General features: G+C 62.6%; 24 protein-coding genes and 3 tRNA genes. 17 read left to right on the forward strand and 10 right to left on the reverse strand.

Features of this window, described 5'->3' with window-relative positions:
* Positions 1–66 precede the first annotated feature (66 nt).
* The 5 genes from ytfQ (at position 67) to NTH_RS18105 (ending at position 5,599) form a co-directional block, all read left to right on the forward strand.
* On the forward strand, positions 67–1,029 hold the full coding sequence (gene ytfQ, locus NTH_RS18085; protein WP_338531333.1) for a galactofuranose ABC transporter, galactofuranose-binding protein YtfQ: 963 nt from the start codon (positions 67–69) through the stop codon (positions 1,027–1,029).
* Between the two features lie 295 nt (positions 1,030–1,324).
* A complete protein-coding gene (gene ytfR / locus NTH_RS18090; protein ID WP_338531334.1) occupies positions 1,325–2,842 on the forward strand; it encodes a galactofuranose ABC transporter, ATP-binding protein YtfR in 1,518 nt (505 codons plus the stop codon).
* The gene (locus NTH_RS18095) at positions 2,839–3,864 is read left to right on the forward strand and encodes an ABC transporter permease (RefSeq protein ID WP_338531335.1); all 1,026 of its coding nucleotides are present in this window, start codon (positions 2,839–2,841) and stop codon (positions 3,862–3,864) included. The genes ytfR and NTH_RS18095 overlap by 4 nt, the downstream gene beginning before the upstream one ends.
* Positions 3,861–4,847: a galactofuranose ABC transporter, permease protein YjfF gene (gene yjfF, locus NTH_RS18100; protein WP_338531336.1), complete on the forward strand. Its 987-nt coding sequence runs from the start codon at positions 3,861–3,863 to the stop codon at positions 4,845–4,847. The genes NTH_RS18095 and yjfF overlap by 4 nt, the downstream gene beginning before the upstream one ends.
* Positions 4,844–5,599, forward strand: a complete 756-nt coding sequence (locus tag NTH_RS18105) for a FadR/GntR family transcriptional regulator (RefSeq protein WP_338531955.1) — start codon at positions 4,844–4,846, stop codon at positions 5,597–5,599. Before yjfF ends, NTH_RS18105 begins: the two co-directional genes overlap by 4 nt.
* Here NTH_RS18105 and argC read toward each other — a convergent pair.
* From argC to NTH_RS18130, 5 genes are all read right to left on the reverse strand, one after another.
* Positions 5,596–6,531 (reverse strand): N-acetyl-gamma-glutamyl-phosphate reductase, encoded by a 936-nt coding sequence (gene argC / locus NTH_RS18110; protein WP_338531337.1) that lies wholly within the window; start codon positions 6,529–6,531, stop codon positions 5,596–5,598. The two genes, NTH_RS18105 and argC, sit on opposite strands and share 4 nt — an antisense overlap.
* A 91-nt stretch (positions 6,532–6,622) precedes the next feature.
* The gene (speB, locus tag NTH_RS18115) at positions 6,623–7,567 is read right to left on the reverse strand and encodes an agmatinase (protein WP_338531338.1); all 945 of its coding nucleotides are present in this window, start codon (positions 7,565–7,567) and stop codon (positions 6,623–6,625) included.
* A 199-nt stretch (positions 7,568–7,766) separates the two neighbouring features.
* Positions 7,767–8,249: a 30S ribosomal protein S9 gene (rpsI, locus tag NTH_RS18120; protein WP_338531339.1), complete on the reverse strand. Its 483-nt coding sequence runs from the start codon at positions 8,247–8,249 to the stop codon at positions 7,767–7,769.
* On the reverse strand, positions 8,242–8,715 hold the full coding sequence (gene rplM, locus NTH_RS18125; RefSeq protein WP_338531340.1) for a 50S ribosomal protein L13: 474 nt from the start codon (positions 8,713–8,715) through the stop codon (positions 8,242–8,244). The genes rpsI and rplM overlap by 8 nt, the downstream gene beginning before the upstream one ends.
* 214 nt (positions 8,716–8,929) lie before the next feature.
* The gene (locus tag NTH_RS18130; RefSeq protein ID WP_338531341.1) at positions 8,930–9,400 is read right to left on the reverse strand and encodes a PaaI family thioesterase; all 471 of its coding nucleotides are present in this window, start codon (positions 9,398–9,400) and stop codon (positions 8,930–8,932) included.
* Positions 9,401–9,527: 127 nt separating this feature from the next.
* On the opposite strand from NTH_RS18130, the gene NTH_RS18135 reads away from it, so the two are divergent.
* The 4 genes from NTH_RS18135 to NTH_RS18150 all read left to right on the forward strand — a co-directional run bounded on the left by NTH_RS18135 (position 9,528) and on the right by NTH_RS18150 (position 12,742).
* A complete protein-coding gene (locus NTH_RS18135; RefSeq protein ID WP_338531342.1) occupies positions 9,528–10,355 on the forward strand; it encodes an enoyl-CoA hydratase in 828 nt (275 codons plus the stop codon).
* Positions 10,352–10,807 carry a VOC family protein gene (locus tag NTH_RS18140; RefSeq protein ID WP_338531343.1) on the forward strand — a complete coding sequence of 152 codons (456 nt, stop codon included), beginning with the start codon at positions 10,352–10,354 and terminating at the stop codon, positions 10,805–10,807. The genes NTH_RS18135 and NTH_RS18140 overlap by 4 nt, the downstream gene beginning before the upstream one ends.
* Positions 10,804–11,325 carry a CoA-binding protein gene (locus NTH_RS18145; protein ID WP_338531344.1) on the forward strand — a complete coding sequence of 174 codons (522 nt, stop codon included), beginning with the start codon at positions 10,804–10,806 and terminating at the stop codon, positions 11,323–11,325. The genes NTH_RS18140 and NTH_RS18145 overlap by 4 nt, the downstream gene beginning before the upstream one ends.
* Before the next feature lie 130 nt (positions 11,326–11,455).
* Positions 11,456–12,742, forward strand: a complete 1,287-nt coding sequence (locus tag NTH_RS18150) for an O-acetylhomoserine aminocarboxypropyltransferase (RefSeq protein ID WP_338531345.1) — start codon at positions 11,456–11,458, stop codon at positions 12,740–12,742.
* Positions 12,743–12,761: 19 nt separating this feature from the next.
* Here the strand turns inward: NTH_RS18150 and NTH_RS18155 are convergent, their stop codons facing one another.
* Positions 12,762–13,232 (reverse strand): Lrp/AsnC family transcriptional regulator, encoded by a 471-nt coding sequence (locus tag NTH_RS18155; protein WP_338531346.1) that lies wholly within the window; start codon positions 13,230–13,232, stop codon positions 12,762–12,764.
* 124 nt (positions 13,233–13,356) lie between these two features.
* Between NTH_RS18155 and NTH_RS18160 the strand changes: the two genes are divergently transcribed.
* The 7 genes from NTH_RS18160 to NTH_RS18190 all read left to right on the forward strand — a co-directional run bounded on the left by NTH_RS18160 (position 13,357) and on the right by NTH_RS18190 (position 20,687).
* A complete protein-coding gene (locus tag NTH_RS18160) occupies positions 13,357–13,977 on the forward strand; it encodes a LysE family translocator (RefSeq protein WP_338531347.1) in 621 nt (206 codons plus the stop codon).
* Between the two features lie 119 nt (positions 13,978–14,096).
* Positions 14,097–14,729, forward strand: a complete 633-nt coding sequence (locus NTH_RS18165) for an ATP-dependent Clp protease proteolytic subunit (RefSeq protein ID WP_338531348.1) — start codon at positions 14,097–14,099, stop codon at positions 14,727–14,729.
* Between the two features lie 297 nt (positions 14,730–15,026).
* Positions 15,027–16,301 carry an ATP-dependent Clp protease ATP-binding subunit ClpX gene (gene clpX / locus NTH_RS18170; RefSeq protein WP_338531349.1) on the forward strand — a complete coding sequence of 425 codons (1,275 nt, stop codon included), beginning with the start codon at positions 15,027–15,029 and terminating at the stop codon, positions 16,299–16,301.
* A 261-nt stretch (positions 16,302–16,562) separates the two neighbouring features.
* Complete coding sequence (lon, locus tag NTH_RS18175; RefSeq protein ID WP_338531956.1) at positions 16,563–18,977, forward strand: endopeptidase La; 2,415 nt, start codon at positions 16,563–16,565, stop codon at positions 18,975–18,977.
* Between the two features lie 43 nt (positions 18,978–19,020).
* Positions 19,021–19,221 carry a hypothetical protein gene (locus NTH_RS18180; protein WP_338531350.1) on the forward strand — a complete coding sequence of 67 codons (201 nt, stop codon included), beginning with the start codon at positions 19,021–19,023 and terminating at the stop codon, positions 19,219–19,221.
* An 18-nt stretch (positions 19,222–19,239) separates the two neighbouring features.
* Positions 19,240–19,512, forward strand: coding sequence for a DNA-binding protein HupB (gene hupB, locus NTH_RS18185; RefSeq protein ID WP_338531351.1), 273 nt, complete (start codon positions 19,240–19,242; stop codon positions 19,510–19,512).
* A 167-nt stretch (positions 19,513–19,679) separates the two neighbouring features.
* Positions 19,680–20,687, forward strand: coding sequence for a sensor histidine kinase (locus tag NTH_RS18190; protein ID WP_338531352.1), 1,008 nt, complete (start codon positions 19,680–19,682; stop codon positions 20,685–20,687).
* Positions 20,688–20,773: 86 nt separating this feature from the next.
* Here NTH_RS18190 and NTH_RS18195 read toward each other — a convergent pair.
* A tRNA-Val gene (locus NTH_RS18195) sits at positions 20,774–20,849 on the reverse strand.
* A 215-nt stretch (positions 20,850–21,064) separates the two neighbouring features.
* Between NTH_RS18195 and NTH_RS18200 the strand changes: the two genes are divergently transcribed.
* Positions 21,065–21,141: transfer RNA gene (locus tag NTH_RS18200), tRNA-Asp, on the forward strand.
* A 409-nt stretch (positions 21,142–21,550) separates the two neighbouring features.
* On the opposite strand, the gene NTH_RS18205 is transcribed toward NTH_RS18200, so the two are convergent.
* From NTH_RS18205 to NTH_RS18215, 3 genes are all read right to left on the reverse strand, one after another.
* Positions 21,551–21,627, reverse strand: a tRNA-Asn gene (locus NTH_RS18205).
* A gap of 188 nt (positions 21,628–21,815) precedes the next feature.
* Positions 21,816–22,466: a hypothetical protein gene (locus NTH_RS18210; RefSeq protein ID WP_338531353.1), complete on the reverse strand. Its 651-nt coding sequence runs from the start codon at positions 22,464–22,466 to the stop codon at positions 21,816–21,818.
* 196 nt (positions 22,467–22,662) lie between these two features.
* Positions 22,663–23,871 carry a winged helix-turn-helix domain-containing protein gene (locus NTH_RS18215; RefSeq protein ID WP_338531354.1) on the reverse strand — a complete coding sequence of 403 codons (1,209 nt, stop codon included), beginning with the start codon at positions 23,869–23,871 and terminating at the stop codon, positions 22,663–22,665.
* Positions 23,872–24,015 lie beyond the last annotated feature (144 nt).

A 24,015-nucleotide genomic window follows, 5' to 3' on the forward strand; every position in this document is an offset into this window, starting at 1 on the left:
ACAAAAGTAATATAGTATGATTTTTTCCCTGTGCTGCTCTGCAGCTGAGCAATTCGGGAGGAAATCATGCTCTTTAAGTCAGCTCTTGCTGGCGCGACCATGCTCGCGTCGGCCGTCCTTGGCACGTCGGTGGCTTCGGCAACGACCGTTGGATTTTCACAAATCGGTTCGGAGTCGGGCTGGCGCGCGGCCGAGACCACCGTCACCAAGAAGGAAGCCGAAAAGCGCGGCATTGACCTGAAATTTGCCGACGCCCAGCAGAAACAGGAAAACCAGATCAAGGCGATCCGCTCCTTCATCGCGCAGGGCGTCGATGCGATCCTGGTGGCACCCGTCGTTGAAACCGGCTGGGACTCGGTCCTGGAAGAAGCGAAGGACGCGGAAATCCCGGTCATCCTTCTCGATCGCACCATCAAGGCATCCGACGATCTCTACCTGACGGCGGTAACCTCGGATCAGGTGCATGAGGGCAAGGTCGCAGGCAATTGGCTGGTCGAGGCCGTCGGCGACAGGGACTGCAACATCGTTGAACTGCAGGGCACCACCGGCTCGTCCCCGGCCATCGCCCGCAAGAAGGGCTTCGAGGAGGCCATCGCCGGCAGCGACAACCTTGAGATCATCCGCAGCCAGACGGGCGATTTCACGCGCACCAAGGGCAAGGAAGTGATGGAAAGCTTCCTCAAGTCGGAGGACGGCGGCAAGAACATCTGCGCCCTTTACGCCCACAACGACGATATGGCCCTTGGCGCTATCCAGGCCATCAAGGAAGCCGGATTGAAGCCCGGCGAGGACATCCTTGTCGTCTCCATCGACGCGGTGCCCGACATTTTCAAGGCACTTGCCGCCGGCGAAGCCAACGCCACCGTCGAACTGACGCCGAACATGGCCGGGCCGGCCTTCGACGTTCTGGAAGCCTATCTTGCAGACGGCACCGAGCCGGAGAAGTGGATCCAGACCGAATCGAAGCTCTACACCCAGGCTGACGACCCGATGAAGGTCTACGAAGAAAAGAAGGATCTCGGCTACTGAGCCGGGAAGGCGGGCCGCATGCCCGGCCCGCCGCTTTTCGTAGTCCGCAGCGCCAGTTCCTTTGGCTTTCGCCGGAGCTGGAGCATAATCCCGAAAAGTGGATGCCGGTTTTCGAGAAGATCATGCTCCAGCAAGGAGATGGATCGAGGGGGCGTTTCGATGAAAGATCATCCTGATCTAGATCGGATCATCTGTTCACAGAGACGCCGAACTGCTCTAACCATTTGATTTTACGCAATTCCAGCCGGAAGCCGGTTTCCACTTTTCCTGGGATTGCTCTAGGACAGGACGGGTCATGTCGAGTGAACCGATGCTCCGCGTCGAAAATCTCACCAAGCGCTTCCCTGGCGCACTGGCGCTCGATGCGGTCGATTTCAGCCTCAAGGCGGGCGAGGTGCACGCGCTTCTGGGCGAAAACGGCGCCGGCAAATCGACGCTGATCAAGTGCCTTACCGGCGCTTATCGCCGCGACAGCGGCGAGATCGTATTGGACGGGCGGCCGGTCGATCCCCGCGATACGTTCGACGCGCAAGAGCTGGGGATCGGCACCGTCTATCAGGAGGTCAACCTCCTGCCCAATCTCACCGTTGCAGAAAACCTCTTCATGGGCCGTCAACCGCTACGCTTCGGCATGGTCGACACGCGTTCCATGAACCGCGACGCCCGGCGGATGCTGGCCCAATACGGGCTGGAAATCGATGTCGCCCGCGAACTCTCCGCCTATTCCGTAGCCGTCCAGCAGATCGTCGCCATCGCCCGCGCCGTCGACCTTTCAGGCAAGGTGCTGATCCTCGACGAGCCGACCGCCAGCCTCGATGCGCATGAAGTGCGGATGGTCTTCGACATCGTGCGCTCGCTGCGCGAAAAGGGGCTGGGAATCATCTTCATCACCCACTTCCTCGACCAGGTGTTCGAGATATCCGACCGCCTCACCGTGCTGCGCAACGGCCGCCTCGTCGGCACCCGCGCGATCGCCGAGACGGAAAGGCTCGATCTGGTCACGATGATGCTGGGCCATGAGCTTTCCCAGGAAACGCGGGAACACGCGGCCGAGCGCGGCGGCGAACCGGAGACGCGCTTTCGCTTCCGTGGGTTCGGCAGGGCAGGGAGCATCGCACCCTTCGACCTGGACATCGGGCGAGGCGAGGTGGTCGGCATGGCCGGGCTTCTGGGGTCGGGACGGACCGAGACGGCCGAGGTCATTTTTGGCGTTCGCCCCCACGACAGCGGCGATGCCGAGATGGACGGCAAGCCCCTCAGCCTGACCTCGCCGCGCAAGGCCATAGCCGCAGGCCTCGGCTTTTGTCCCGAGGACCGCAAGACTGATGGCATCGTCGGCGATCTTTCGGTGCGCGAGAACATCGTCCTGGCGCTCCAGGCCCGACGCGGCTGGGCACGGCCGCTTTCGGCGCGCGAGCAGAACGCTCTGGCCGACCGCTTCATCAAGGCGCTCGACATCCGCACTTCGGACCGCGAAAAGCCGATCAGGTTGCTGTCGGGCGGCAATCAGCAGAAGGCGATCCTGGCGCGCTGGCTCGCCACGGAACCGCAACTGCTCATCCTCGACGAGCCGACCCGTGGGATCGACGTTGGCGCTCATGCCGAGATCATAAGGCTGATCGAGGATTTGTGCGCCGAGGGCATGTCCCTCCTTGTGATCTCGTCCGAGCTCGAGGAACTCGTCGCCTATGCACGCCGCATCGTCGTGCTGCGTGACCGGGAGCACGTGGCAGAACTTGCCGGCGCCGAGATCAACACGGACAGCATCGTTCGCGCGATCGCCGCGGACGCAACTGCGGAGGTCGGGGCATGAATGCAGAGACATTTGGCTCTGTTCGCCGTTTTCTGCCGCAGATCGTGGCGCTGGTCGCCATTCTGGCGATCAACACCGCCATGTTTCCCGGCTTCCTCGACATCACAGTGCAGAACGACCGGCTTTATGGAAGCCTGATCGACATCCTGAACCGCGGTGCCCCTGTGGCCCTGCTCGCCATCGGCATGACGCTGGTCATCGCGACCAAGGGCATTGACCTGTCGGTCGGTGCGGTCATGGCCATATGCGGCGCGGTTGCCGCATCGGAGGTCGCCAGCGGCGGCAGCGTCGCGGCGGCCGTCTCCGCGGCGCTCGTCGTCGGCGTGGCCTGCGGGGCCTGGAACGGCATGCTGGTCGCGGTGCTGGGCATCCAGCCGATCGTCGCGACGCTCATCCTGATGGTCGCCGGGCGCGGCATAGCGCAGCTGATCACCGAAGGCGTCATCCTGACCTTCAACAATGAGGGTCTCGCCTTCTTCGGCAGCGGTTCGATTTTCGCGCTGCCCGTACCGGTGCTGCTGTGGATCGGCATGGGCCTGCTCGTCGCTTTCGTCGTCCGCCGCACCGCGCTGGGGCTCCTGATCGAAGCCATCGGCGTCAATCGCCGCGCAGCCACGCTGAGCGGCGTCAACAGCCGCGTGCTGTTGATAACAGTCTATATGGTGTCCGGCCTGTGCGCGGCGATTGCCGGCATCATCGCCGCCGCCGACATTCGCGGCGCCGATGCCAACAATGCCGGCCTGTGGCTTGAGCTGGACGCCATCCTGGCCGTGGTGCTGGGGGGCACCTCGCTGCTGGGCGGCCGTTTCACGCTCCTGGGTTCCCTCATCGGCGCCATGATCATCCAGTCGATCAATACCGGCATTCTCAGTTCCGGCTTCCCGCCCGAGTTCAACCTCATCATCAAGGCCGTCATCATTCTCCTCATCCTGGTCATCCAGTCGCCCGCGCTTCGCACGTTCCTGGTGTTTTGGCGGGCCCCGAAGGAGGAAGTCTTCGACAAGGAGCAATCGGCGCCATGAATTCCCGCTACCTGCCGCTGGCGGCCACCACCGCGATCTTCGTGATTGCCTATGCGCTCTGTTACGCCCAGTTCCCCGCCATGCTGTCGACGCGGGTGATCGGCAATCTGCTGACCGACAACGCCTTTCTGGGCATCGCCGCCGTCGGTATGACATTCGTGATCCTGTCGGGCGGAATCGATCTTTCGATTGGCTCCGTCATTGCCTTCACCACGGTGTTCATCGCCGTTGTTCTGGCTAACAGCTCGATGCATCCGCTGACCGTCTTCGCGCTCGCGCTTGTCATCACGACCTTGTTCGGCGCGACCATGGGGGCGATCATCCATTATCTGGAGATGCCGCCCTTCATCGTCACGCTGGCGGGCATGTTCCTGGCGCGCGGCATGGCCTTTGTTCTTTCGACCGACTCGATCCCTATCGCCCATGAGTTCTACGGCGTCCTGCAGTCGCTCTACTGGCGGATGCCGGGCGGCGGCCGCCTGACGCTGATCGGCGGCCTCATGCTGCTGGTGTTCATCGCGGGAATGGTGCTGGCCCATCGCACCCGCTTCGGCGCGAACGTCTACGCACTGGGAGGCGGCATCGCCACGGCGCGGCTGATGGGCGTTTCGGTGGGCAACACGACGATCGCCATCTATGCGCTCTCGGGCCTTCTTGCGGGGCTCTCGGGCATCGTCTTCTCGCTCTACACGACAGCAGGCTATTCCCTTGCCGCCGTCGGCGTCGAGCTTGACGCCATAGCCGCCGTCGTCATCGGAGGAACGCTTCTGACCGGCGGCAGCGGCTTTGTCGCAGGCACTCTGCTTGGCATTCTCATCATGGGTCTGATACAGACCTACATCATCTTCGACGGCACGCTGTCCAGCTGGTGGACGAAGATCGTGATCGGGGTCTTGTTGTTCGTGTTCATCTTCCTGCAGAAAGGGATACTCTGGGCGACGGCGCGCAAAGCCGCGGTGCCGGAGAATGCACATGGACGCTGATGGGGCTCTTTGACACGGCACTTTCGCGGCCGCTGCGCCGCACCAGCCATTCGCATGTGGTGAACGAACTCGGGCGGGAGATCGTCTCCGGCGCAATCCCCATCGGCTCAATACTCCCGGGCGACAACGAACTCGCCGATCGCTTCAAGGTCTCAAGGACGGTCCTGAGGGAGGCGATGAAGACATTATCGGCCAAGGGCCTGATCGTGCCGCGCGCGCGCATCGGCACCAGGGTAACCGAGCGCAAGCAGTGGAACCTTTTCGACGCGGACGTCCTGTCCTGGCATCTGGAGCGCGGCTTCGACCGACTCTTCCTAATCCATTTGAGTGAGATGCGGCTTTCCTTTGAGCCAAGCGCGGCCGAGCTGGCGGCAAAGCGGGCCACGCCTGAAAATGTCCGCGCGCTGTTGCGCATAGCCGACGAGATGTCGTCGGCCGGAACGCCCGAGGATCTCATTCGCGCCGATCTGCAATTTCATCTGACGGTTCTGCAGGCCTGCGAGAATCCGTTCATGTACAATGTCGGCTCGCTTATCGAAGCAGCGCTCGTCGGTGCTTTCGGCTTGAGTTCTCCCGACCGGCCGTCGCGTGAATTCCAGGAGATCGGCCACTCGCACCACCTGATCGCCGAAGCCATCTCACGGCGCGACCCACCAGCCGCCGCCGAGGCCATGCGTCAGGTCATCCTCATCGGCCGTGACCACGCCCTGGGGCGCGTTGATGGTGGGAAAGCTCCGCCTGAGGCCGACTAAACGCCCATGCCGCGCAGCATGAGGTTCATGTTCTGGACAGCCGCGCCGGACGCGCCCTTGCCGAGATTGTCGTAGACGGCGACCAGAAGGGCCTGCGCTCGTGCCTCGTTGACGAAAAGATGGAGGCGCATGGCATCGGTGCCGTTGAGCGCCTGCGGCTCCAGTGTCGGCGAACGTTCCATCGCCTCCAGCGGCGCGACCTCCACGACGCTTTCCTTCAGCCCGGCATAATGGTCGGCGATGGCCGCATGAAGCTCGGCGCCCGTCGGAACCTTGTCGAGAAGGGCCAATTGCAGGGGCACGACGGTGATCATGCCCTGGGCGAAGTCGCCCACCGCCGGCTGCATCAGCGCATCGCGCGAGAGCCCGGCATAGGCCTTGAGCTCCGGCAGGTGCTTGTGGTTCAGGGTCAGGCCATAGGGCAGGAATTCCGGCGCGTTCTCGCCCTGGCTCTCGTAATCCTCGATCATCGTGCGGCCGCCACCCGAATAGCCGGTAACGCCGTTGACCGTTACCGGGAAATCCGCCGGCAGCAGGCCGGCCTTCACCAGCGGGCGAAGCACGGCTATCGGTCCCTGCGGCCAGCAGCCGGGGTTGGCGACCCGTTTGGCATTGGCGATGGCATCCGCCTGCGCGGCCTCGATCTCGGCGAAACCATAGGTCCATCCGTCGGTCACCCGATGGGCGGTGGAGGCGTCGATCACGCGGGTCGTGTCGTTCTCGATCAGCGCAACGCTTTCACGCGCGGCATCGTCGGGCAGGCACAGGATTGCGATATCGGCCCGGTTGAGACAGTCCGCGCGCGCCGCGCGGTCCTTCCGCTGCTCGACCGGCACGGAGATGATCTCGATGTCCCTGCGTTCGACGAGCCGCGTTCTGATCTGCAGTCCCGTGGTGCCGTGTTCGCCGTCGATGAAGATTTTTGCCGTCATTGTCCTGGTCCGAAAAAGAGTCCGGTTTCAAATGGTTGAAACGTCGCGCTGAATCAATGCGAAAAGCGCGTGAATCGCCGCGTGAGGTCGGTTATCGCCGCTTTTCCGCCAGCAGGCCCAGATAATGCATGGCAACCGATGCGCCGGCGATGGCCGTGATGTCGGCATGGTCATAGGCGGGCGACACCTCGACGATGTCGGCGCCGACCACGTTAACCCCGCCAAGCTGGCGCAGCACGGACAGCATCTTGGCTGTCGAAGGCCCGCCTGCGACCGGCGTTCCGGTTCCGGGTGCGAAGGCGGGGTCAAGGCAGTCTATGTCGAAGGTGACATAGGTCGGCCGTTCGCCCACGCGCTGCCTTATCGCCTCGGCAATCTCGCCGGCCCGCATCTCCTCGATCTCATGGCCCTGCAGCATCTGGATGCCGCAATCTTCAGGAGCGTGTGTGCGTATGCCGATCTGGATGGAGTGGGCCGCGTCGATGGTGCCGTCGCGCGCCGCGCGCCCGACGAAGGAGCCATGGTCGATGCGCTTGCCGTCGTCCGGCCATGTGTCCTGATGTGCGTCGAACTGGACGAGGGCGAGGGGGCCGTGCCTGGCTTCATGCGCCTTGAGCAGCGGCCAGGTCACGAAGTGATCTCCCCCGAGCGTCACCAGAAAGGCGCCTTCCGCGATGATGCCCGCCGCCTCCCGCTCGATCGTGGCCGGCGTCTCCTGATGATTGCCGTAATCGAGCAGGCAATCGCCATAATCGATCACCGCGAGCTTGTCGAACAGGTCGAGATGGAACGGGTATTGCGGATCGTTGTCGAAGATCGCCGAGGCCCGCCGGATGGCTTGCGGACCGAAACGCGCGCCCGGCCGGTTCGATACAGCCGCGTCGAACGGCACGCCCCAGACCACGGCATCGGCGCCCCTGACGTCCTTCGAATATTTGCGGCGCATGAAGGACAGCGCCCCGGCATAGGTGGGATCCTGCGCCGCGCCCACGGCGTGGCGTGCGGTGAAGGCATAATCGATGGATTTCGGCGGCATCCGGGCTCCTCGCTGCGGTCGGTTCGCGATGGCATGTGGCTTGCTGCGGTGCCCTTCTGTCAAGGCTGAGTTGCGTGTGGCGCCCGAATTTGTGCCGGACCGGCACCGCTGAGCGGTGGGGCGGCAGCTGCTGCTCCGATATCCGCCAACAAAAAAGCGGGCCCGAAGACCCGCTTTTCCGCATCGATGATGATGAAGCTTAGCGCTTCGAGAACTGGAAGGAGCGGCGAGCCTTGGCCCGGCCGTACTTCTTGCGCTCCACCACGCGGCTGTCGCGGGTCAGGAAACCGCCCTTCTTGAGCACGGCGCGAAGCTCCGGCTCGTAGTGGGTGAGCGCCTTGGAGATGCCGTGGCGCACCGCGCCCGCCTGGCCCGACAGTCCGCCGCCGACAACCGTGGCGACGACATCGTACTGGCCGTTGCGGTTGGCCGCGATGATCGGCTGCTGCAGGATCATCTGCAGAACCGGCCGTGCGAAATAGGCGGCGAATTCCTTGCCGTTGACCGAGATCTTGCCCGTGCCCGGTTTCACCCAGACGCGCGCGATGGCGTTCTTGCGCTTGCCGGTGGCATAGGCGCGGCCCTGGGCGTCCAGCTTCTGGACATGAACCGGGGCTTCCGGCTGCACGGCGGTCGCCTGCGTTGCCTCGCCCAGTTCCTGGAGAGAGTTGATTTCAGCCATATGCCTTGACCCTTACGTTCTTCTTGCTCATCGCCGCAACGTCGAGCGTCTCGGGCTGCTGGGCGGTATGAGGATGATCGGCGCCTGCGTAGACGCGCAGATTCTTCATCTGGCGGCGGCCGAGCGGTCCACGGGGGATCATGCGCTCAATGGCCTTTTCGACCACGCGCTCGGGAAAACGGCCTTCAAGGATGTCGCGCGCGGTGCGCTCCTTGATGCCGCCCGGGTGGCCGGTGTGCCAGTAATACTTCTTGTCCTGGTGCTTGTTGCCGGTGAACACCACCTTGCCCGCATTGATGATGATGACATTGTCGCCATCGTCCACATGCGGGGTGAAGGTGGGCTTGTGCTTGCCGCGCAGGCGGTTTGCTACGATGGTGGCGAGGCGCCCGACGACCAGCCCTTCGGCGTCGATCAGGATCCACTTCTTCTCCACCTCCGCAGGCTTCTGCGAAAAGGTTTTCATGCGTTTATCCACTTCAAAAACCGGGCCGCGAGGCCGGGCGTTTCTTGTTGCTTGAACCGATGATCCTGGCGGACCCTCGAAACATCGAGGCCGTAGCCGCAATCTGCGGGCTTATAGAAGGCGTGCCGGATCAAGTCAAGCGCTAGAAAGGCGCTCATGGATTGGAAAAGTTAATGAAAACAACGTCTTGTATAAAAGGTATTATAGTACCACACTATTTCCGGGCTGGTGGGATGGAATAGGTGCCCGTGGCGTGGGCCACCATCTCCTGGGCCTCGCCGGCCACGATGGCGACGTCGAACACCATGAGCGCCTTGCCGAGCTTCAGTATCCGGCACACGCCGTCGATGTCGCCGGCCTGGGCCTTGCGCATGAAATTGATGTTGAGATTGGTTGTCACCGCCAGCGCCTTCCGCCCGATATGTGAAAGGGCGCAGACATAGCCGCCGATGTCGGCAAGCGTGAACAGGGCAGGGCCGGACACCGTGCCGCCCGGCCGCAAATGCCGTTCTCCGGCCGTAAGCCGCACCCGGCAGCCGCCCGGCCAGACCTCGACCGCACGGTACTCCGTATAGTCCGTATTGAGCTGCGGATAGACCTCCATCAGATAGGCATTCACCTCGTCGGCGCCCATGACCGGGGTCAAGGCCGGGGTCAGTGGCGGCTTTGCGGCCCTTACGTCCATACGGTATCCTCCCTTTGTCTCCTATTTCGCACTGCTGCCTCCCAAAGAAAAGACGCGCGCCGTACAATGGCACTGTAGTCGCCGCGTCCCCTATGTTAGGTGATTTGGCCAAACAGGAGGAACGGATATGGCGCAAACGGCACAGGCGCGTCCGGACACGCAAGCTCCGCCGGCCCTGGTGCGGGCCGCATGCAGCGGCGGCGTGCTGACGCTTGCCCTCTCCAACCCGCCCGCGAACGCGCTTTCCATCGCCATGATGAAGGCCCTCAAGGGTGCGCTCGACCGGGCCCGCGGGGATGATGATGTCAAGGTCGTCGTGCTGGCCCATGAGGGCAAGGTGTTCTGTGCCGGTCACGACCTGAAGGAGATGACCGCCCATCGCGCCGACCCCGACTGGGGGCGGGCCTTTTTCACCGAGACCATGGCACTGTGCTCGGAAGTCATGCAGACAATCGTCCGCCATCCCAAGCCGGTAATCGCGGCGGTGGGCGGGGTGGCGACCGCCGCCGGCTGCCAGCTCGTCGCCTCCTGCGATCTGGCGGTGGCCGCCCATGGCGCGCGGTTCGCCACGCCGGGCGTCAATATCGGCCTGTTCTGCTCCACGCCCATGGTGGCTCTGTCGCGCAATGTCAGCCGCAAGCACGCGATGGAAATGCTTCTGACCGGCGAGATGATCGATGCCGAAACGGCGTTGAGCTTCGGGCTCGTCAACCGCGCCGTCCCGCCCGAAGCATTGAATCGAACCGTCAGCGAACTGGCGCAAACCATTGCATCCAAATCGCCTTTGACGCTCAAGACGGGCAAGGAAGCTTTCTATGCACAGGCCGAAATGGGGCTGGCGGAAGCCTATGACTATGCCGCCCGCGTGATGGTGGAGAACATGATGGCGCGCGACGCGGAAGAAGGAATCGACGCCTTCATCGAAAAGCGCAAACCGGAGTGGAAAGGCGAATGAAACTCGAACCGCGCATCTCGGTCATAACCCTCGGCGTGGACGATCTCGACCGGGCCATCCGCTTCTATGAGGCGATGGGCCTGGAAAGGAGCAAGCGGATCACCGAAGGCGTGGCCTTTTTCCAGATGGGCGGCATGATCCTGGCGCTGTGGCCGCGCGAGCAATTGGCCGCCGACATCGCCAACGACAATTTCCGTCCGGCCAGGGGAGCGAACGGCAAGCCTGGATTCTCCGGGGTGGCGCTTGCCTACAACACCCGCACGGAGGCCGAGGTGAACCTCATTCTCAACCAGGTCGACAAGGTGGGAGGCCGCGTTCTGAAATCCGCGCAACGGGCATTCTGGGGCGGCGTCCAGGGGTATTTTGCCGATACGGAAGGCAATCTGTGGGAGGTCGCCCATAATCCCGACTTTCCAATCGATGCCGAAGGCCGTATATCACTGCCCGAATGAATCACGACAGCTACGACAACGCCTATATCTCGGGCATCCTCAACAGCGTGAGGAGCATCGCCGTCGTCGGCGCATCGGCAAATGACGTGCGCCCCAGCTTCTTTGTCACCAAATACCTCCTCGACAAGGGCTACGAGGTCTTCCCGGTCAATCCGGGGCAGGCGGGTAAGGAGATCGCCGGTGCCGTGGCCTATGCCTCGCTGGCCGATCTGCCGAAGCCCGTCGACATGGTCGACATTTTCCGCGCCTCCAGCGCCGTCCCAGGCATTACCGACGAGATCCTCGCCATGGACCCGCTGCCCAAGGTGGTCTGGATGCAACTGGCGATCCGCGACGACGCCTCCGCCGCCCGGCTGGAAGAAAAGCGCATCCAGGTCGTCATGAACCGCTGCCCGAAGATCGAGTATGCGCGGCTTTCGGGCGAAATCGGCTGGAACGGCGTCAACAGCCGCACGATCTCGTCCAAAAAGCCGGTGATGAGGCAGGGCTTCCAGAGTTTCGGCATCCGGCAACGCTGAAAGCGCTCCGGGCCGCCGGGCTTGCCGAAATGATTCCCTTCAGTGGCCGGAAATTGGGCAAATCTTCTTTGCCTCCTTCGCCGGCGCCTGTATTGATGGCCCCGATCTACTTGCCATAGCGGAGGACCTCATGAGCGAGCGCACACCCGGTTTTGAAACGCTGGCCGTCCATGCGGGCGCGGCACCCGACCCCGCGACGGGCGCGCGCGCCACGCCCATTTATCAGACGACTTCCTATGTGTTCGACGACGTCGATCACGCCGCCTCGCTCTTCGGCCTCAAGGCGTTCGGCAATATCTATACGCGGATCATGAACCCGACCCAGGCCGTGCTCGAGGAGCGGGTGGCCGCGCTCGAAGGCGGAACTGCGGCGCTGGCGACGGCCTCCGGCCACGGGGCGCAACTGCTCGTCTTCCACAACATGATGCGCCCCGGCGACAATTTCATCGCGGCCAGGCGCCTTTACGGCGGATCGATCAATCAGTTCGGCCATGCCTTCAAGAATTTCGACTGGCAGGTGCGCTGGGCCGACCCATTCGACCTGGACAGCTTCGAAAGCCAGATAGACGAGCGCACCCGCGCCATCTTCATCGAGAGCCTGGCCAATCCTGGCGGCACCTTTGTCGACATGGCCGCAATCGCCGAAATCGCCCGCCGGCACGGTCTGCCGCTGGTGGTCGACAACACGATGGCCTCGCCCTATCTCGTGCGGCCGATCGAGCACGGGGCGGATATCGTCGTGCACTCGCTCACGAAATTCATGGGCGGCCACGGCAACTCGATGGGCGGCATTCTAGTCGACGGCGGCACGTTCGACTGGTCGAAATCCGGCAACTACCCGATGCTGTCCGAGCCCCGGCCGGAATATGGCGGCATGGTGCTGCACGAGACCTTCGGCAATTTCGCCTTCGCCATCGCCGCCCGTGTGCTGGGCCTGCGCGATTTCGGTCCTGCGATCTCGCCGTTCAACGCCTTCATGCTCCTGACCGGCATCGAAACCCTGCCGCTCAGGATGCAGCGCCATTGCGACAATGCCCTCGAGGTGGCGACGTGGCTGAGGGATCATCCGGCGGTGGCGTGGGTTTCCTATCCGGGGCTGCCGGAGGACACGAACCACGCGCTGATGCAGAAATATTCGCCCAAGGGCGCCGGCGCCGTCTTCACCTTCGGCCTCAAGGGCGGCTTCGATGCCGGCGTCAAGGTGGTCGAAGGCGTCGAGCTCTTCTCGCATCTGGCCAATATCGGCGACACCAAGTCTCTCATCATCCACCCGGCCTCCACCACCCATCGCCAGCTCACGGATGAGCAGAAGCAGGCTGCCGGCGCCGGCAACGACGTTATTCGCCTTTCCATCGGCATTGAGGATGCGGCCGACATCATCGCGGACCTGGAGCAGGCGCTGGCGAAGGCTGGCTGACCCTGCGTGGGGTTGAGGATCACGGCCGTACTGGCAACGGGCCGTCAGTCTTCACCGGTCGCAGGGAAAAGTTGGACCTGATGTCCTCGACCATGGGCAGGTTGAGCAGCACATCGCTGAGCAGGCGCTCATAGGCGGCAAGATCGGGCACGACGATCTCGGCTATGAAGTCGGGTGCGCCCGAGACCATATGGCAGGAGACGATTTCGGGAACGTCTTCCAGTGCCTGCTGAAGCGCGTCAGCGTTCTTCCTCGTGTGGCGTCCGACCTTGATCTCCGTCAGCACTGTGAGGCCGAGGCCGGTGGTGGCCCTGTCGATGATGGCCCGGTAGCCCCGAATGATCCCTTCGGCCTCCAGCCGTTTGACCCGGCGCAGGCAGGGCGAGGGCGAAAGGCCCACCTTGTCGGCCAGTTCGACATTGGTCAGCCTGCCGTCCTGCTGCAGGGCGCGGAGAATATTGCGATCTATCGAATCCAACCGACTTGGCATCCTGGATCACTTCACTGCTGTTTATTGGCATATTATGCCATAACCCCCGTAGTTGCAGACACAAAAAGCAAGGACACGCTCCGCCATGCCGGCGCATTATGCGCTCTCAGCATGGAGCGTCGTGATGTCGATCGAACTTTGGGCGACTTTCATAGTCGCGTCCCTGCCGGTGCACTTCGCGCCCGGGCCGAACAATGTGCTTGCGTTTACGCTGGCTGCCACGCGGGGATATCGCATCGCTCACATGGCCTCATTCGGCCGCTACCCTGCCTATCTGATGATCTTCGTTGCGGCGGGCCTTGGGCTGGGAGTGCTTCTCGGTCAGTCGCCGGTCGCCTTCAACGCGATCAGGATCGGCGGCGCCGTCTATCTTGCGTGGATCGGCCTGCGCATGGTCCGGCAGGCCGGAACCGCCGGCGAGGCAGCCGAGGCTGGCGCCAGCGATGCTTCGCTGCGGATTGCGATAAGGCGCGAGTTTGCCGTGGCGATGCTCAATCCGAAGGCCGTGATGTTCGCAACGGCCTTCTACGCGCAGTTCCTCATTCCGGGTGCGCCAGGCTATGCTGCGCAGTTCGCCTCCATGGTTGCCGTCTCGCTGGCGCTGGAAGGCACCGCCGCCGGCTTCTACGCGCTGCTCGGCAGCTCGCTGCGAGGCCGGGCTGGTGGCCGCGCCGGCCTGGTGGTGCTGACCCGCATATTGGGAGCGATCATGATCGGCTTTGCCGGGCTCCTGGCAGCGGGCTGAGAAATCGCGGGTGCTCCGCCCTTGCGCAGAGGGAAGGGGACATCCTATCTATCGCGATTGAACCGAACGATTCTGCCGTTTTGCGCCGTGCCGGCGCACCCTGCCCGAAAGGTGTATCCATGCCCAATCCATTCGAGACCGCGATGAACCTTGTGCCGATGGTCGTCGAGCAGACCAATCGGGGCGAGCGCGCCTATGACATCTTCTCGCGCCTGCTCAAGGAGCGCATCATCTTCATCACCGGGCCCATCGAGGACGGCATGGCTTCGCTTGTCTGTGCCCAGCTTCTGTTCCTGGAGGCCGACAATCCCAAGAAGGAAATCGCCCTCTACATCAATTCGCCGGGCGGCATCGTGACCTCCGGTATGGCCATCTACGATACGATGCAGTTCATCCAGCCGCCGGTCTCCACCCTGTGCGTCGGGCAAGCCGCCTCCATGGGCTCCTTGCTCCTGTGCGCCGGCGCCAAGGATATGCGCTTCGCCACGCCCAACGCACGCATCATGGTGCATCAGCCCTCCGGCGGCTTCCAGGGCCAGGCCTCCGACATCGAGCGCCACGCCCAGGACATCATCAAGCTGAAGCGGCGGCTGAACGAGGTCTATGTCAAGCATACCGGCCAGGACTATGAGACCATTGAAAGGACGCTCGACCGGGACCATTTCATGACCTCGGACGAGGCAAAGGAATTCGGCCTGATCGACAAGGTGATTTCGCAGCGTGAAGCAATCCAGGGCGAGGCGTCGACCTGAGGCCGGCGATTCGGCTCGGAAGGCGGTTCCCGGCGCAAAGATTTGCTCCTGGCTGCGTCAATTCCGTCACAATTTGCTGTTCCGTAGGGGCTGGCAACGCCTTACGTTAAGCCTATGTTGAGTTTCAACACCCTAGTCTCGACGAGGGATAATGAGTCGTTGCCGCGCTTTCCGATTTGTGTTTCGTTCGGAAACCGAGAATTGGGCGTTCCGCGCGGGAGCTTGTGCGCGTTCCGCGGATCGCTCGTCCGGCGCTGTCAATCCCATCGGGCGCCGGTGTACTGAAAGGACTGTAAAATGAGCAAGATCAGCAACAGCGGTGGTGATTCCAAGAACACCCTGTACTGCTCGTTCTGCGGCAAGAGCCAGCACGAGGTGCGCAAGCTGATTGCGGGACCTACCGTATTCATCTGCGATGAATGCGTCGAATTGTGCATGGACATCATCCGCGAGGAAAACAAATCCTCGATGGTGAAGTCGCGCGAAGGCGTGCCGACGCCGCAGGACATCATCAAGGTTCTCGACGACTATGTCATCGGCCAGAGCCACGCCAAGCGCGTGTTGTCGGTCGCTGTCCACAACCACTACAAGCGGTTGGCGCACGCGGGCAAGAATCCGGAAGTCGAACTGGCAAAGTCCAACATCCTCCTGATCGGTCCCACGGGCTGCGGCAAGACGCTGCTGGCCCAGACGCTGGCCCGCATCATCGACGTGCCGTTCACCATGGCCGATGCGACCACGCTTACCGAAGCCGGCTATGTCGGCGAGGATGTCGAGAACATCATCCTGAAGCTGTTGCAATCGGCCGACTACAATGTCGAGCGGGCCCAGCGCGGCATCGTCTATATCGACGAGATCGACAAGATTTCGCGCAAGTCGGACAATCCTTCCATCACCCGCGACGTGTCGGGCGAGGGCGTCCAGCAGGCGCTCTTGAAGATCATGGAAGGTACGGTCGCCTCCGTTCCGCCGCAGGGCGGACGCAAGCATCCGCAGCAGGAATTCCTGCAGGTCGACACCTCCTCGATCCTGTTCATCTGCGGCGGTGCTTTCGCGGGCCTCGAGAAGATCATCTCCGACCGCGGCCGCAAGACCTCGATCGGCTTTGGCGCCAACGTCTCCTCGATCGAGGACCGCCGCCAGGGCGAGCTTCTGCGCCAGGTGGAGCCCGAGGACCTTCTGAAATTCGGCCTCATTCCCGAATTCGTGGGTCGTCTGCCCGTTCTGGCCACATTGGAGGACCTCGACGAGGCGGCTCTGGTGGAAATCCTTTCCGAGCCGAAGAACGCGCTCGTCAAGCAGTATCAGCGTCTGTTCGAGATGGAGAACGTCGAGTTGTCGTTCCATGAGAACGCGCTGAAAGCGATTGCCCAGAAAGCGATCCAGCGCAAGACCGGCGCCCGTGGGCTGCGTTCCATCATGGAAGCCATCCTGCTCGACACCATGTTCGAGCTGCCGGCGCTGGAAGGCGTGCAGGAGGTCGTGATCTCCGACGAGGTCGTGGCCGGAAATGCCCGTCCGCTCTACATCTATGCAGAGCGTGAGAAGGAAAAGGGCAGCGTCAGCGCGTGACGTCCGGCACGCGGCGACGCGGTCCGGCCGGAGCGGCGGGCTTCCCGCCCCGGCCTCCATGCGTGACGCGGCTGTGAGTGTCTTGCATGCCGCCCTTGATCTCGCGGCCGTGCACCTCCAAGTAATGGTGGAACGGCGGCGGGTTTGGTTCCTGGTTGTGGTGTTGCAGTTGCAAGCCCGACATGGGCGGACCGGCTTCCCTTTTTAAACAAGATGCCGCAAGCTGGCTATTGAGTGGCTGCGGCGCAAGAAGGCTGAATGATGACTGAAACCCCGAAAAAATCAGGCGATACCCTTTTCCCGGTGCTGCCTTTGCGCGACATCGTGGTGTTTCCGCACATGATCGTGCCGCTCTTCGTGGGGCGCGAGAAGTCGATCAAGGCACTGGAAGAGGTGATGGGTGCGGAGAAGCAGGTGCTTCTGGCCACCCAGATGAATGCGGCCGATGACGATCCGGACGCTTCCGGGATCTATGATATCGGCACGCTTGCCAATGTGCTGCAGCTTCTGAAGCTGCCGGACGGTACCGTGAAGGTGCTGGTTGAAGGCACATCGCGCGCCCGTATAACCGATTTCACCGACCGCGACGCCTTTCACGAGGCCCGCGCCGAGGTGCTGAGCGATCCCGAAGAGGACGAGGTGGAAATCGAGGCGCTGGCCCGTTCGGTGGTCGGCGATTTCGAAAACTACGTCAAGCTCAACAAGAAGATCTCGCCCGAGGTCGTAGGCGCGGCAAGCCAGATCGAGGACTACTCGAAGCTGGCCGACACCGTGGCTTCGCATCTGGCCATCAAGATTCCCGAGAAGCAGGAGATGCTCGCCACGCTTTCCGTGCGTGAGCGGCTGGAAAAAGCCATGGGCTTCATGGAAGCCGAAATCTCCGTGCTGCAGGTGGAAAAGCGCATCCGCTCGCGCGTCAAGCGCCAGATGGAGAAGACGCAGCGCGAGTACTACCTCAATGAGCAGATGAAGGCGATCCAGAAGGAGCTCGGCGAGGGCGAGGACGGCCGCAACGAGGCCGCCGAACTGGAAGAGCGCATCAAGAAGACCAGGCTTTCCAAGGAGGCCCGCGAAAAGGCGGAGGCCGAATTGAAGAAGCTGGCCACCATGTCGCCCATGTCGGCGGAGGCCACGGTGGTGCGCAATTATCTGGATTGGCTCCTGTCCATTCCGTGGAAGAAGAACTCCAAGGTCAGTCACGATCTGACGCGCGCCGAGGAAGTGCTCGAGAACGATCATTTCGGCCTGGAGAAGGTCAAGGAACGCATCGTTGAATACCTCGCCGTGCAGTCCCGCCAGAAGAAGCTGAAAGGTCCGATCCTGTGCCTCGTCGGCCCTCCCGGCGTCGGCAAGACCTCGCTCGCCAAATCGATCGCCAAGGCGACCGGCCGCGAATATGTTCGCATGGCGCTCGGCGGCGTGCGTGACGAGGCCGAGATCCGCGGCCACCGCCGCACCTATATCGGCTCGATGCCCGGCAAGGTCATCCAGTCGATGAAGAAGGCGAAGAAATCCAATCCGCTCTTCCTGCTGGACGAGATCGACAAGATGGGCATGGATTTCCGCGGCGACCCGTCGTCGGCTCTGCTGGAGGTCCTGGACCCCGAGCAGAACATGACCTTCATGGATCACTACCTCGAGGTAGAGTACGACCTTTCGAGCGTAATGTTCGTGACGACCGCCAACACGCTGAACATCCCGCCGGCCCTGATGGACCGCATGGAGATCATCCGTATCGCCGGTTACACCGAGGATGAGAAGGTCGAGATCGCCAAGCGACATCTCCTGCCCAAGGCGGTGCGCGAGCACGGCCTGAAAGAGAAGGAGTTCTCCGTCTCCGACGCTGCGCTTCAGGCGATCATCCGCACCTACACCCGCGAGGCGGGTGTGCGTAACCTTGAGCGCGAGCTGATGAAGCTGGCGCGTAAGGCGGTGACCGAGATCCTGAAGTCCGGCAAGGAGACGGTCGAGGTCACGGACAAGAACCTGTCCGATTATCTTGGCGTGCCGCGCTTCCGCTTCGGCGAGGCCGAGGGCGAGGACCAGGTGGGTGTCGTCACGGGGCTCGCCTGGACCGAGGTCGGGGGTGAGCTGCTCACTATCGAGGGTGTCATGATGCCCGGCAAGGGCAAGATGACGGTCACCGGCAACCTGCGCGACGTGATGAAGGAATCGATCTCCGCCGCCGCCTCCTATGTACGGTCGCGCGCGGTCGATTTCGGCATCGAGCCGCCGGTCTTCGACAAGAAGGACATCCACGTGCACGTGCCGGAAGGCGCGACGCCCAAGGATGGCCCGTCGGCTGGCGTGGCCATGGTGACGGCGATCGTCTCGATCATGACCGGAATTCCGGTGCGCAAGGACATCGCCATGACGGGCGAGATCACCCTGCGCGGTCGGGTGCTGCCCATCGGCGGCCTCAAGGAGAAGCTCCTGGCGGCCCTGCGCGGCGGCCTCAAGAAGGTGCTGATCCCCGAGGAGAACGCCAAGGATCTGGCCGACATTCCCGAGAACGTGAAGAGCGGCCTCGAGATCGTTCCGGTCAGCCGGGTCGGCGAGGTGCTGGAGCATGCGCTGGTGCGCAAGCCCGAGCCCATCGAATGGGTCGAGCCGGTGGCCGATCCGGCCAAGGTCGACGTCGCCGACAAGGCGGGATCGCAGACGGTGGCGCACTGACGCATCGCTCCGAAACCGGAACCGGTTTTGGAAAGCCCAATGTGTGGGCCCGATAACCTACCGCTTCGGGCGTGCGATTGTGCATTGCAACCAGAAAAAAGCCGGCTTCATTGCCGGCTTTTTTGTAGAAACCGCAGAAAACCGGGATTTTTGGGGCTTCGCGCTCATTTCTCGCTTGGTTAGCCCCTTGCTTCTTCATATTCTGCGCTCCTCGCCGGTTGAGTCGCTCTCCGGCCGAAATTAAGGAAGGGGTTTATAGTTTATGAACAAGAACGAACTGGTATCTGCCGTTGCCGACAAGGCTGGCCTGTCCAAGGGCGACGCACAGTCGGCTGTCGACGCGGTCTTCGCCGTTGTCACCGATGAGCTCAAGAAGGGCGGAGACGTTCGGCTTGTGGGCTTTGGCAACTTCAGCGTTTCGCGGCGCGAGGCCTCCAAGGGTCGCAACCCGCAGACCGGCGCGGAAGTCGATATCCCGGCCCGCAACGTTCCGAAGTTCTCTGCAGGCAAGGGCCTGAAGGACGCGATCAACTGATCTCGCCCGAGGCATCAGCTTCAGAAAGGCCGGGCCCTCAGCCCGGCTTTTTTGTTTTGGCAGTTGCGAAGGCCCGAGCCGATGCCCGATCAATCATCTAATGGAATGTCCGTCAGTTTGACGTGAACATAAGCGGCGGCGCTGCGTTGACCAGTATGGATTGGTTATTGAACGAGCCGCTTCCCACCCGCAGTTGGCCCATCTGGGTTCGCTACGTCTCCACCTTATTGCTCGTATCGGCCGTTATCGCCCTGGATTTGTGGATCTGGCCCAGGGCCAATGCCTATCCCTTCCTCTTCTGCATGTTTGCGGTCGTGGCGGCGGCTCTGCTGTTCGACCGCGGAAGCGGGTTTGTCGCCCTTGGGCTGTGCATCATCGCCCTCGCTTTTCTGTCTCTTGAGCCGTTCAACGATCTGGCGATCGCGCAGGAAAGGGATGTGCTGGCTCTGTTTCTGTTCTCGGTGATAGGGGTTCTGACCGCCTCCGCTACCGAAATCATGCACCTGGCCGTCCACCGGCTTCACGTCGGAAACAAACTGCTTGCCAAGTCCGAGCGCGAGAAAGACATCCTTCTGCGGGACTGCAACCACAGAACCCGCAACCATCTCGCCGTGCTGGCCTCTCTTGCCAGGCTTCAGGAGCACGAGGCAAAGGAGCCGGCGGCGCGGGCTGCTCTGGCCTCGATTGGGGCTCGCGTGCAGGTCATGGTGCGGGTTCACGAGCGGCTCATGCAAGTTGGCGGCAAGGCCGTTGTCGATACCCATTCCTTCATCGTGGACCTGTGTGATGATCTGAGGGATTCCCTGATGGGCATGCGGCCGATCGGGCTGACGGTCGAAGCGGAGAGCCACGAAATCCCGCAGACCTCGGCCGTTTCAATAGGATTGTGCATCAACGAGCTTTTGACCAATGCGCTGAAATATGCCTTCCCGGACGACAAGCCCGGCACGGTGGGCGTCGTGTTTGCCAGGGAAGGGGACGAGTATCGGCTCACGGTTACCGATGACGGGGTGGGGCTGATCGAAGACGGTGAAGCAAAGTCCGGTGGCCTTGGCCGGCGGCTGGTCCGTTCGCTGGCGGCTCAGCACCACGGATCGTTCGAAATAGGCCGTCGCAAGGACGGTCCCGGCACGAGCGCCAGCGTGCGCGTTCCTGTGGAAAGGGTGCCAAGGTAGGCGGCAGCCTCCCATGGGTGCTGAGGCCGGGCTGGCGATGCGATGCCTGGGACACGTCTATGTCGAGCAATTTCCAAGGCTTGGAATGGTGGGCGATGAGAGACTCGAACTCCCGACATCTTCGGTGTAAACGAAGCGCTCTACCAACTGAGCTAATCGCCCTTTGAGGTCGCCGCCGTGGCAGGCTGCCCTTCAAGCTCGTCCGTTTAGGCGTTTCGCCCCGCAACCGCAAGATCAAATTGCCGCTTTGCGGCGTGTTTTCATCCCGCCTTGAAAATCATCCGGCAAAGCGCGACGGATGCGCTTGACAGGTCCGGCAATACCCCCTAATTCACCGCCCACGACGCCGAACGAAGCCTCGTTTGCGCGTTGCCCATGCGGGTGTAGCTCAGTTGGTTAGAGTGCCGGCCTGTCACGCCGGAGGTCGCGGGTTCGAGCCCCGTCACTCGCGCCACTTCTCGATGTTTGTGAGGAGTGGCGCTCGCAGAAGTGCCGGATGCCGAAGGCATCGGCACGGTTGCCATCTCCAGACAAGCAAATACATCAGCCGACAGCCGATCAGATGGCCGGCTATCAAGCGTTCTTCTCCGCCTCGTTGGGAGAAGCTCGACGATGCTGGGATTTCCACCTTTGAACGCGCCGGCAGGCAGGAAACAATCGGGTCCTTTTCGCGTTCTGACGAAAGAGGAGATCTGACCATGTCCACACCACCCCGACCGATACCACAGCCGGGCCCAGGACCACTACCGGGACCAGGGCCGAGACCGGTACCGCCACAGCCAATGCCGCCGGACGAAGGGCCTCCGCTGCCGGATCGACCGATACCGACGCGCTAGATGGTGGAACATCGGGATGATGGAGAATGGTTGCCGGGACGGGATTCGAACCCGTGCACAGGAGTTGAACCGCCCCCAGGCCCTTACCGCTAGGCGACCCGGCAGTCTGTCGTTCTGAAACCACGCCGTCATCTGCGTGATCTGTGCCCTTCGCGGCAATCCTACCACAAATCTGAGGATTGGTAACGAGGAACGATCGGGCATGATTTCGAAAGGTGGACAGCGGTTTTTCGGAAAAGATCATGCTCCAGCAAAGGGATAGGTCACGATGACGATTCAGCGTCGTCGTGATCTAGAAGCGATAACGGAAGCCGATGATGTTTGCGTTCGAGCCTTCGCCGAAATCGCCGAACGTGCCGTTCCCGCCCGACCTGTGGTGAAGCTGGAAGACGACTTCCATGTTCGGAGCCTGCCGGAACCTGAGGGCAACTTCCGGCCCGACAAAGCCTAGAAGGGTTGCGTCGCCTCCATACCGGTCTTCGCGTCTACGCTCGATTTCAGTCGGTCCGGAAACGACGCTGAAGCCGGCCGCGAGCCCCGGTGCGATTGCCATATCGCCGATGACCAGGCCGTGATGGCGGACCCTGAGACCGGCCCAAAGTTCTCCGCTCGCATCCTCGTCATCGCCAAAGCGAATTGCGGCGCCTGCCACGCCGCCGAGGACGAAACCCAATCCCAGTTCATGAAAGTCGCGGCCGAAGGTGCCGCCGACCATGTAACCATTCACGTATTCGGCATCCCAGAACCGGACGACGGTGCCGAAGGAGCCTTCGGCAAAGACGCCGCCAAAAAACTGCACGTCATTCTTTGTGACCGGAGTGCCGGGGCTGACGAAAGGATCGTCGGTCGCGAAATAGAGGAACCGATCATCGTCGCCAGCGTGCCCCACACCGACCGACGCCGCCAGCAGGACTGCCGCAAAAGTGAATCTGACCTTGTTCATGTGTGGCCCCCGAATCACCGGTCAGTAAAAAGCAGAGGCCGAATTGGTAGCTGCGGACAGCCTCTCAAGAAAGGTCTTTCCAAGAACTCTCCACCGCACCGCTTCGGTTTCGTCCTGGCAGAGACCATGGACACTCCTCCTCAACATCAAGCTTAGGGCGCGCGCACCCATGGGCAAGCGGCCGCCAAATGCGGCCTTAGACGAAGGCCGCTACCTTGAGCTGAGGCGCAAGATTGCCCCTGTCGCGGATTTCGGTTCTATCAAGACCGAGCCAGCCAGCCATCAGCGCCAATTCCCTGTAAAGCTCGGCCGCCGTCTCCGGCGGGGCGTTGTCCTCGGCGAAAGCGCTCTGCACCTGCAGCGCGCCGCCCTGGCGATCCGCCTTGAGGTCGACTCGGGCGACGATTCGCTCTCCCAGGACGAAAGGGAAGACGTAATAGCCGTACACCCGCTTCTCTGCCGGCGTGTAGATCTCGATCCGATAACGGAAATCGAATAGCCGCTCGGCACGCGAGCGTTCCCAGATCAGCGGGTCGAACGGGGCCAGCAGCGCCCTTGCATCGACCTTGCGCGGCAGGCGGGCGTCCCGGTGAAGATAGGCCTGTTTCGCCCAGCCCTTAACCGTAACCGGTATGAGCACGCCTTCCTCCACGAGTTCGTCGACCCGGGGATGCGCGTCATCGGGAGCAAGGCGGAAATAGTCCCGCAGGTCGCTCGCCGTCGCCACGCCATGAGCCTTCGCCGCGATCTCCATCAGCTTGCGCTGCGCGTCGGCGGGGGAAGGCGTTGGGCGCGCCATGATGTGCGGCGGCAGCACCCGTTCGGGCAGGTCGTAGAGCCGCTCGAAATTGGCCCCGCGCGAATGCGTCGTCACCAGTCCGGCCCAGAACAGCCATTCGAGCGCGCGCTTGGGCTCACTCCATTCCCACCAGCCGCTGGCGCCCCTGTGCCCGTCGATGTCGGCGGCTGTGAGCGGGCCGTTGCGAGCCACCTCCCGCAGTACCGCGTCGATGGCGGCGCGGCGTTCGCGGCCGAATGTCGCCAGGCCGCTATAGATGCCGCGGCCCTCCCGCGCCCGCTCCATTCGCCAGCGCAGCAGCGGCTCCATCTCCACCGGCAGCAGCGACGCTTCATGCGCCCAATATTCGAACAGGGCGCGGGGCCGCCGCGACTGGGCGCGGTCGAGAACGGCGGTATCGTAGGCGCCGAGGCGTGAGAAGGCGGGCATATATTGGGCCCGCTGGGCGACATTGACGGAATCGATCTGGAACAGCCCGATCTGGCCGGCAAGCCGCAGCAGATGTCGGCGCTCGACCCGACCGGCAGGCCTCCTCGCGGCAAATCCCTGGGCGGCCAGCGCGATACGCCGCGCACGCAACTGCGTCAATTTTTCCTGCCCCGCCATCAGTGATCCTTTCCAGCCGAAAGTCGGGAGGCTAGCGCCGCAAAGCTCTGCGAACCACCTGTTTTGCGGTTCCCGGCAAATTCTGCTGACATGTCGGAAAGGAGGCGGCGGAGGGCTTCACGTGGGCGCTTCGCGTGCCTAGAT

The sequence above is a fragment of the Nitratireductor thuwali genome (genome assembly GCF_036621415.1).
Classification (GTDB): domain Bacteria; phylum Pseudomonadota; class Alphaproteobacteria; order Rhizobiales; family Rhizobiaceae; genus Chelativorans; species Chelativorans thuwali.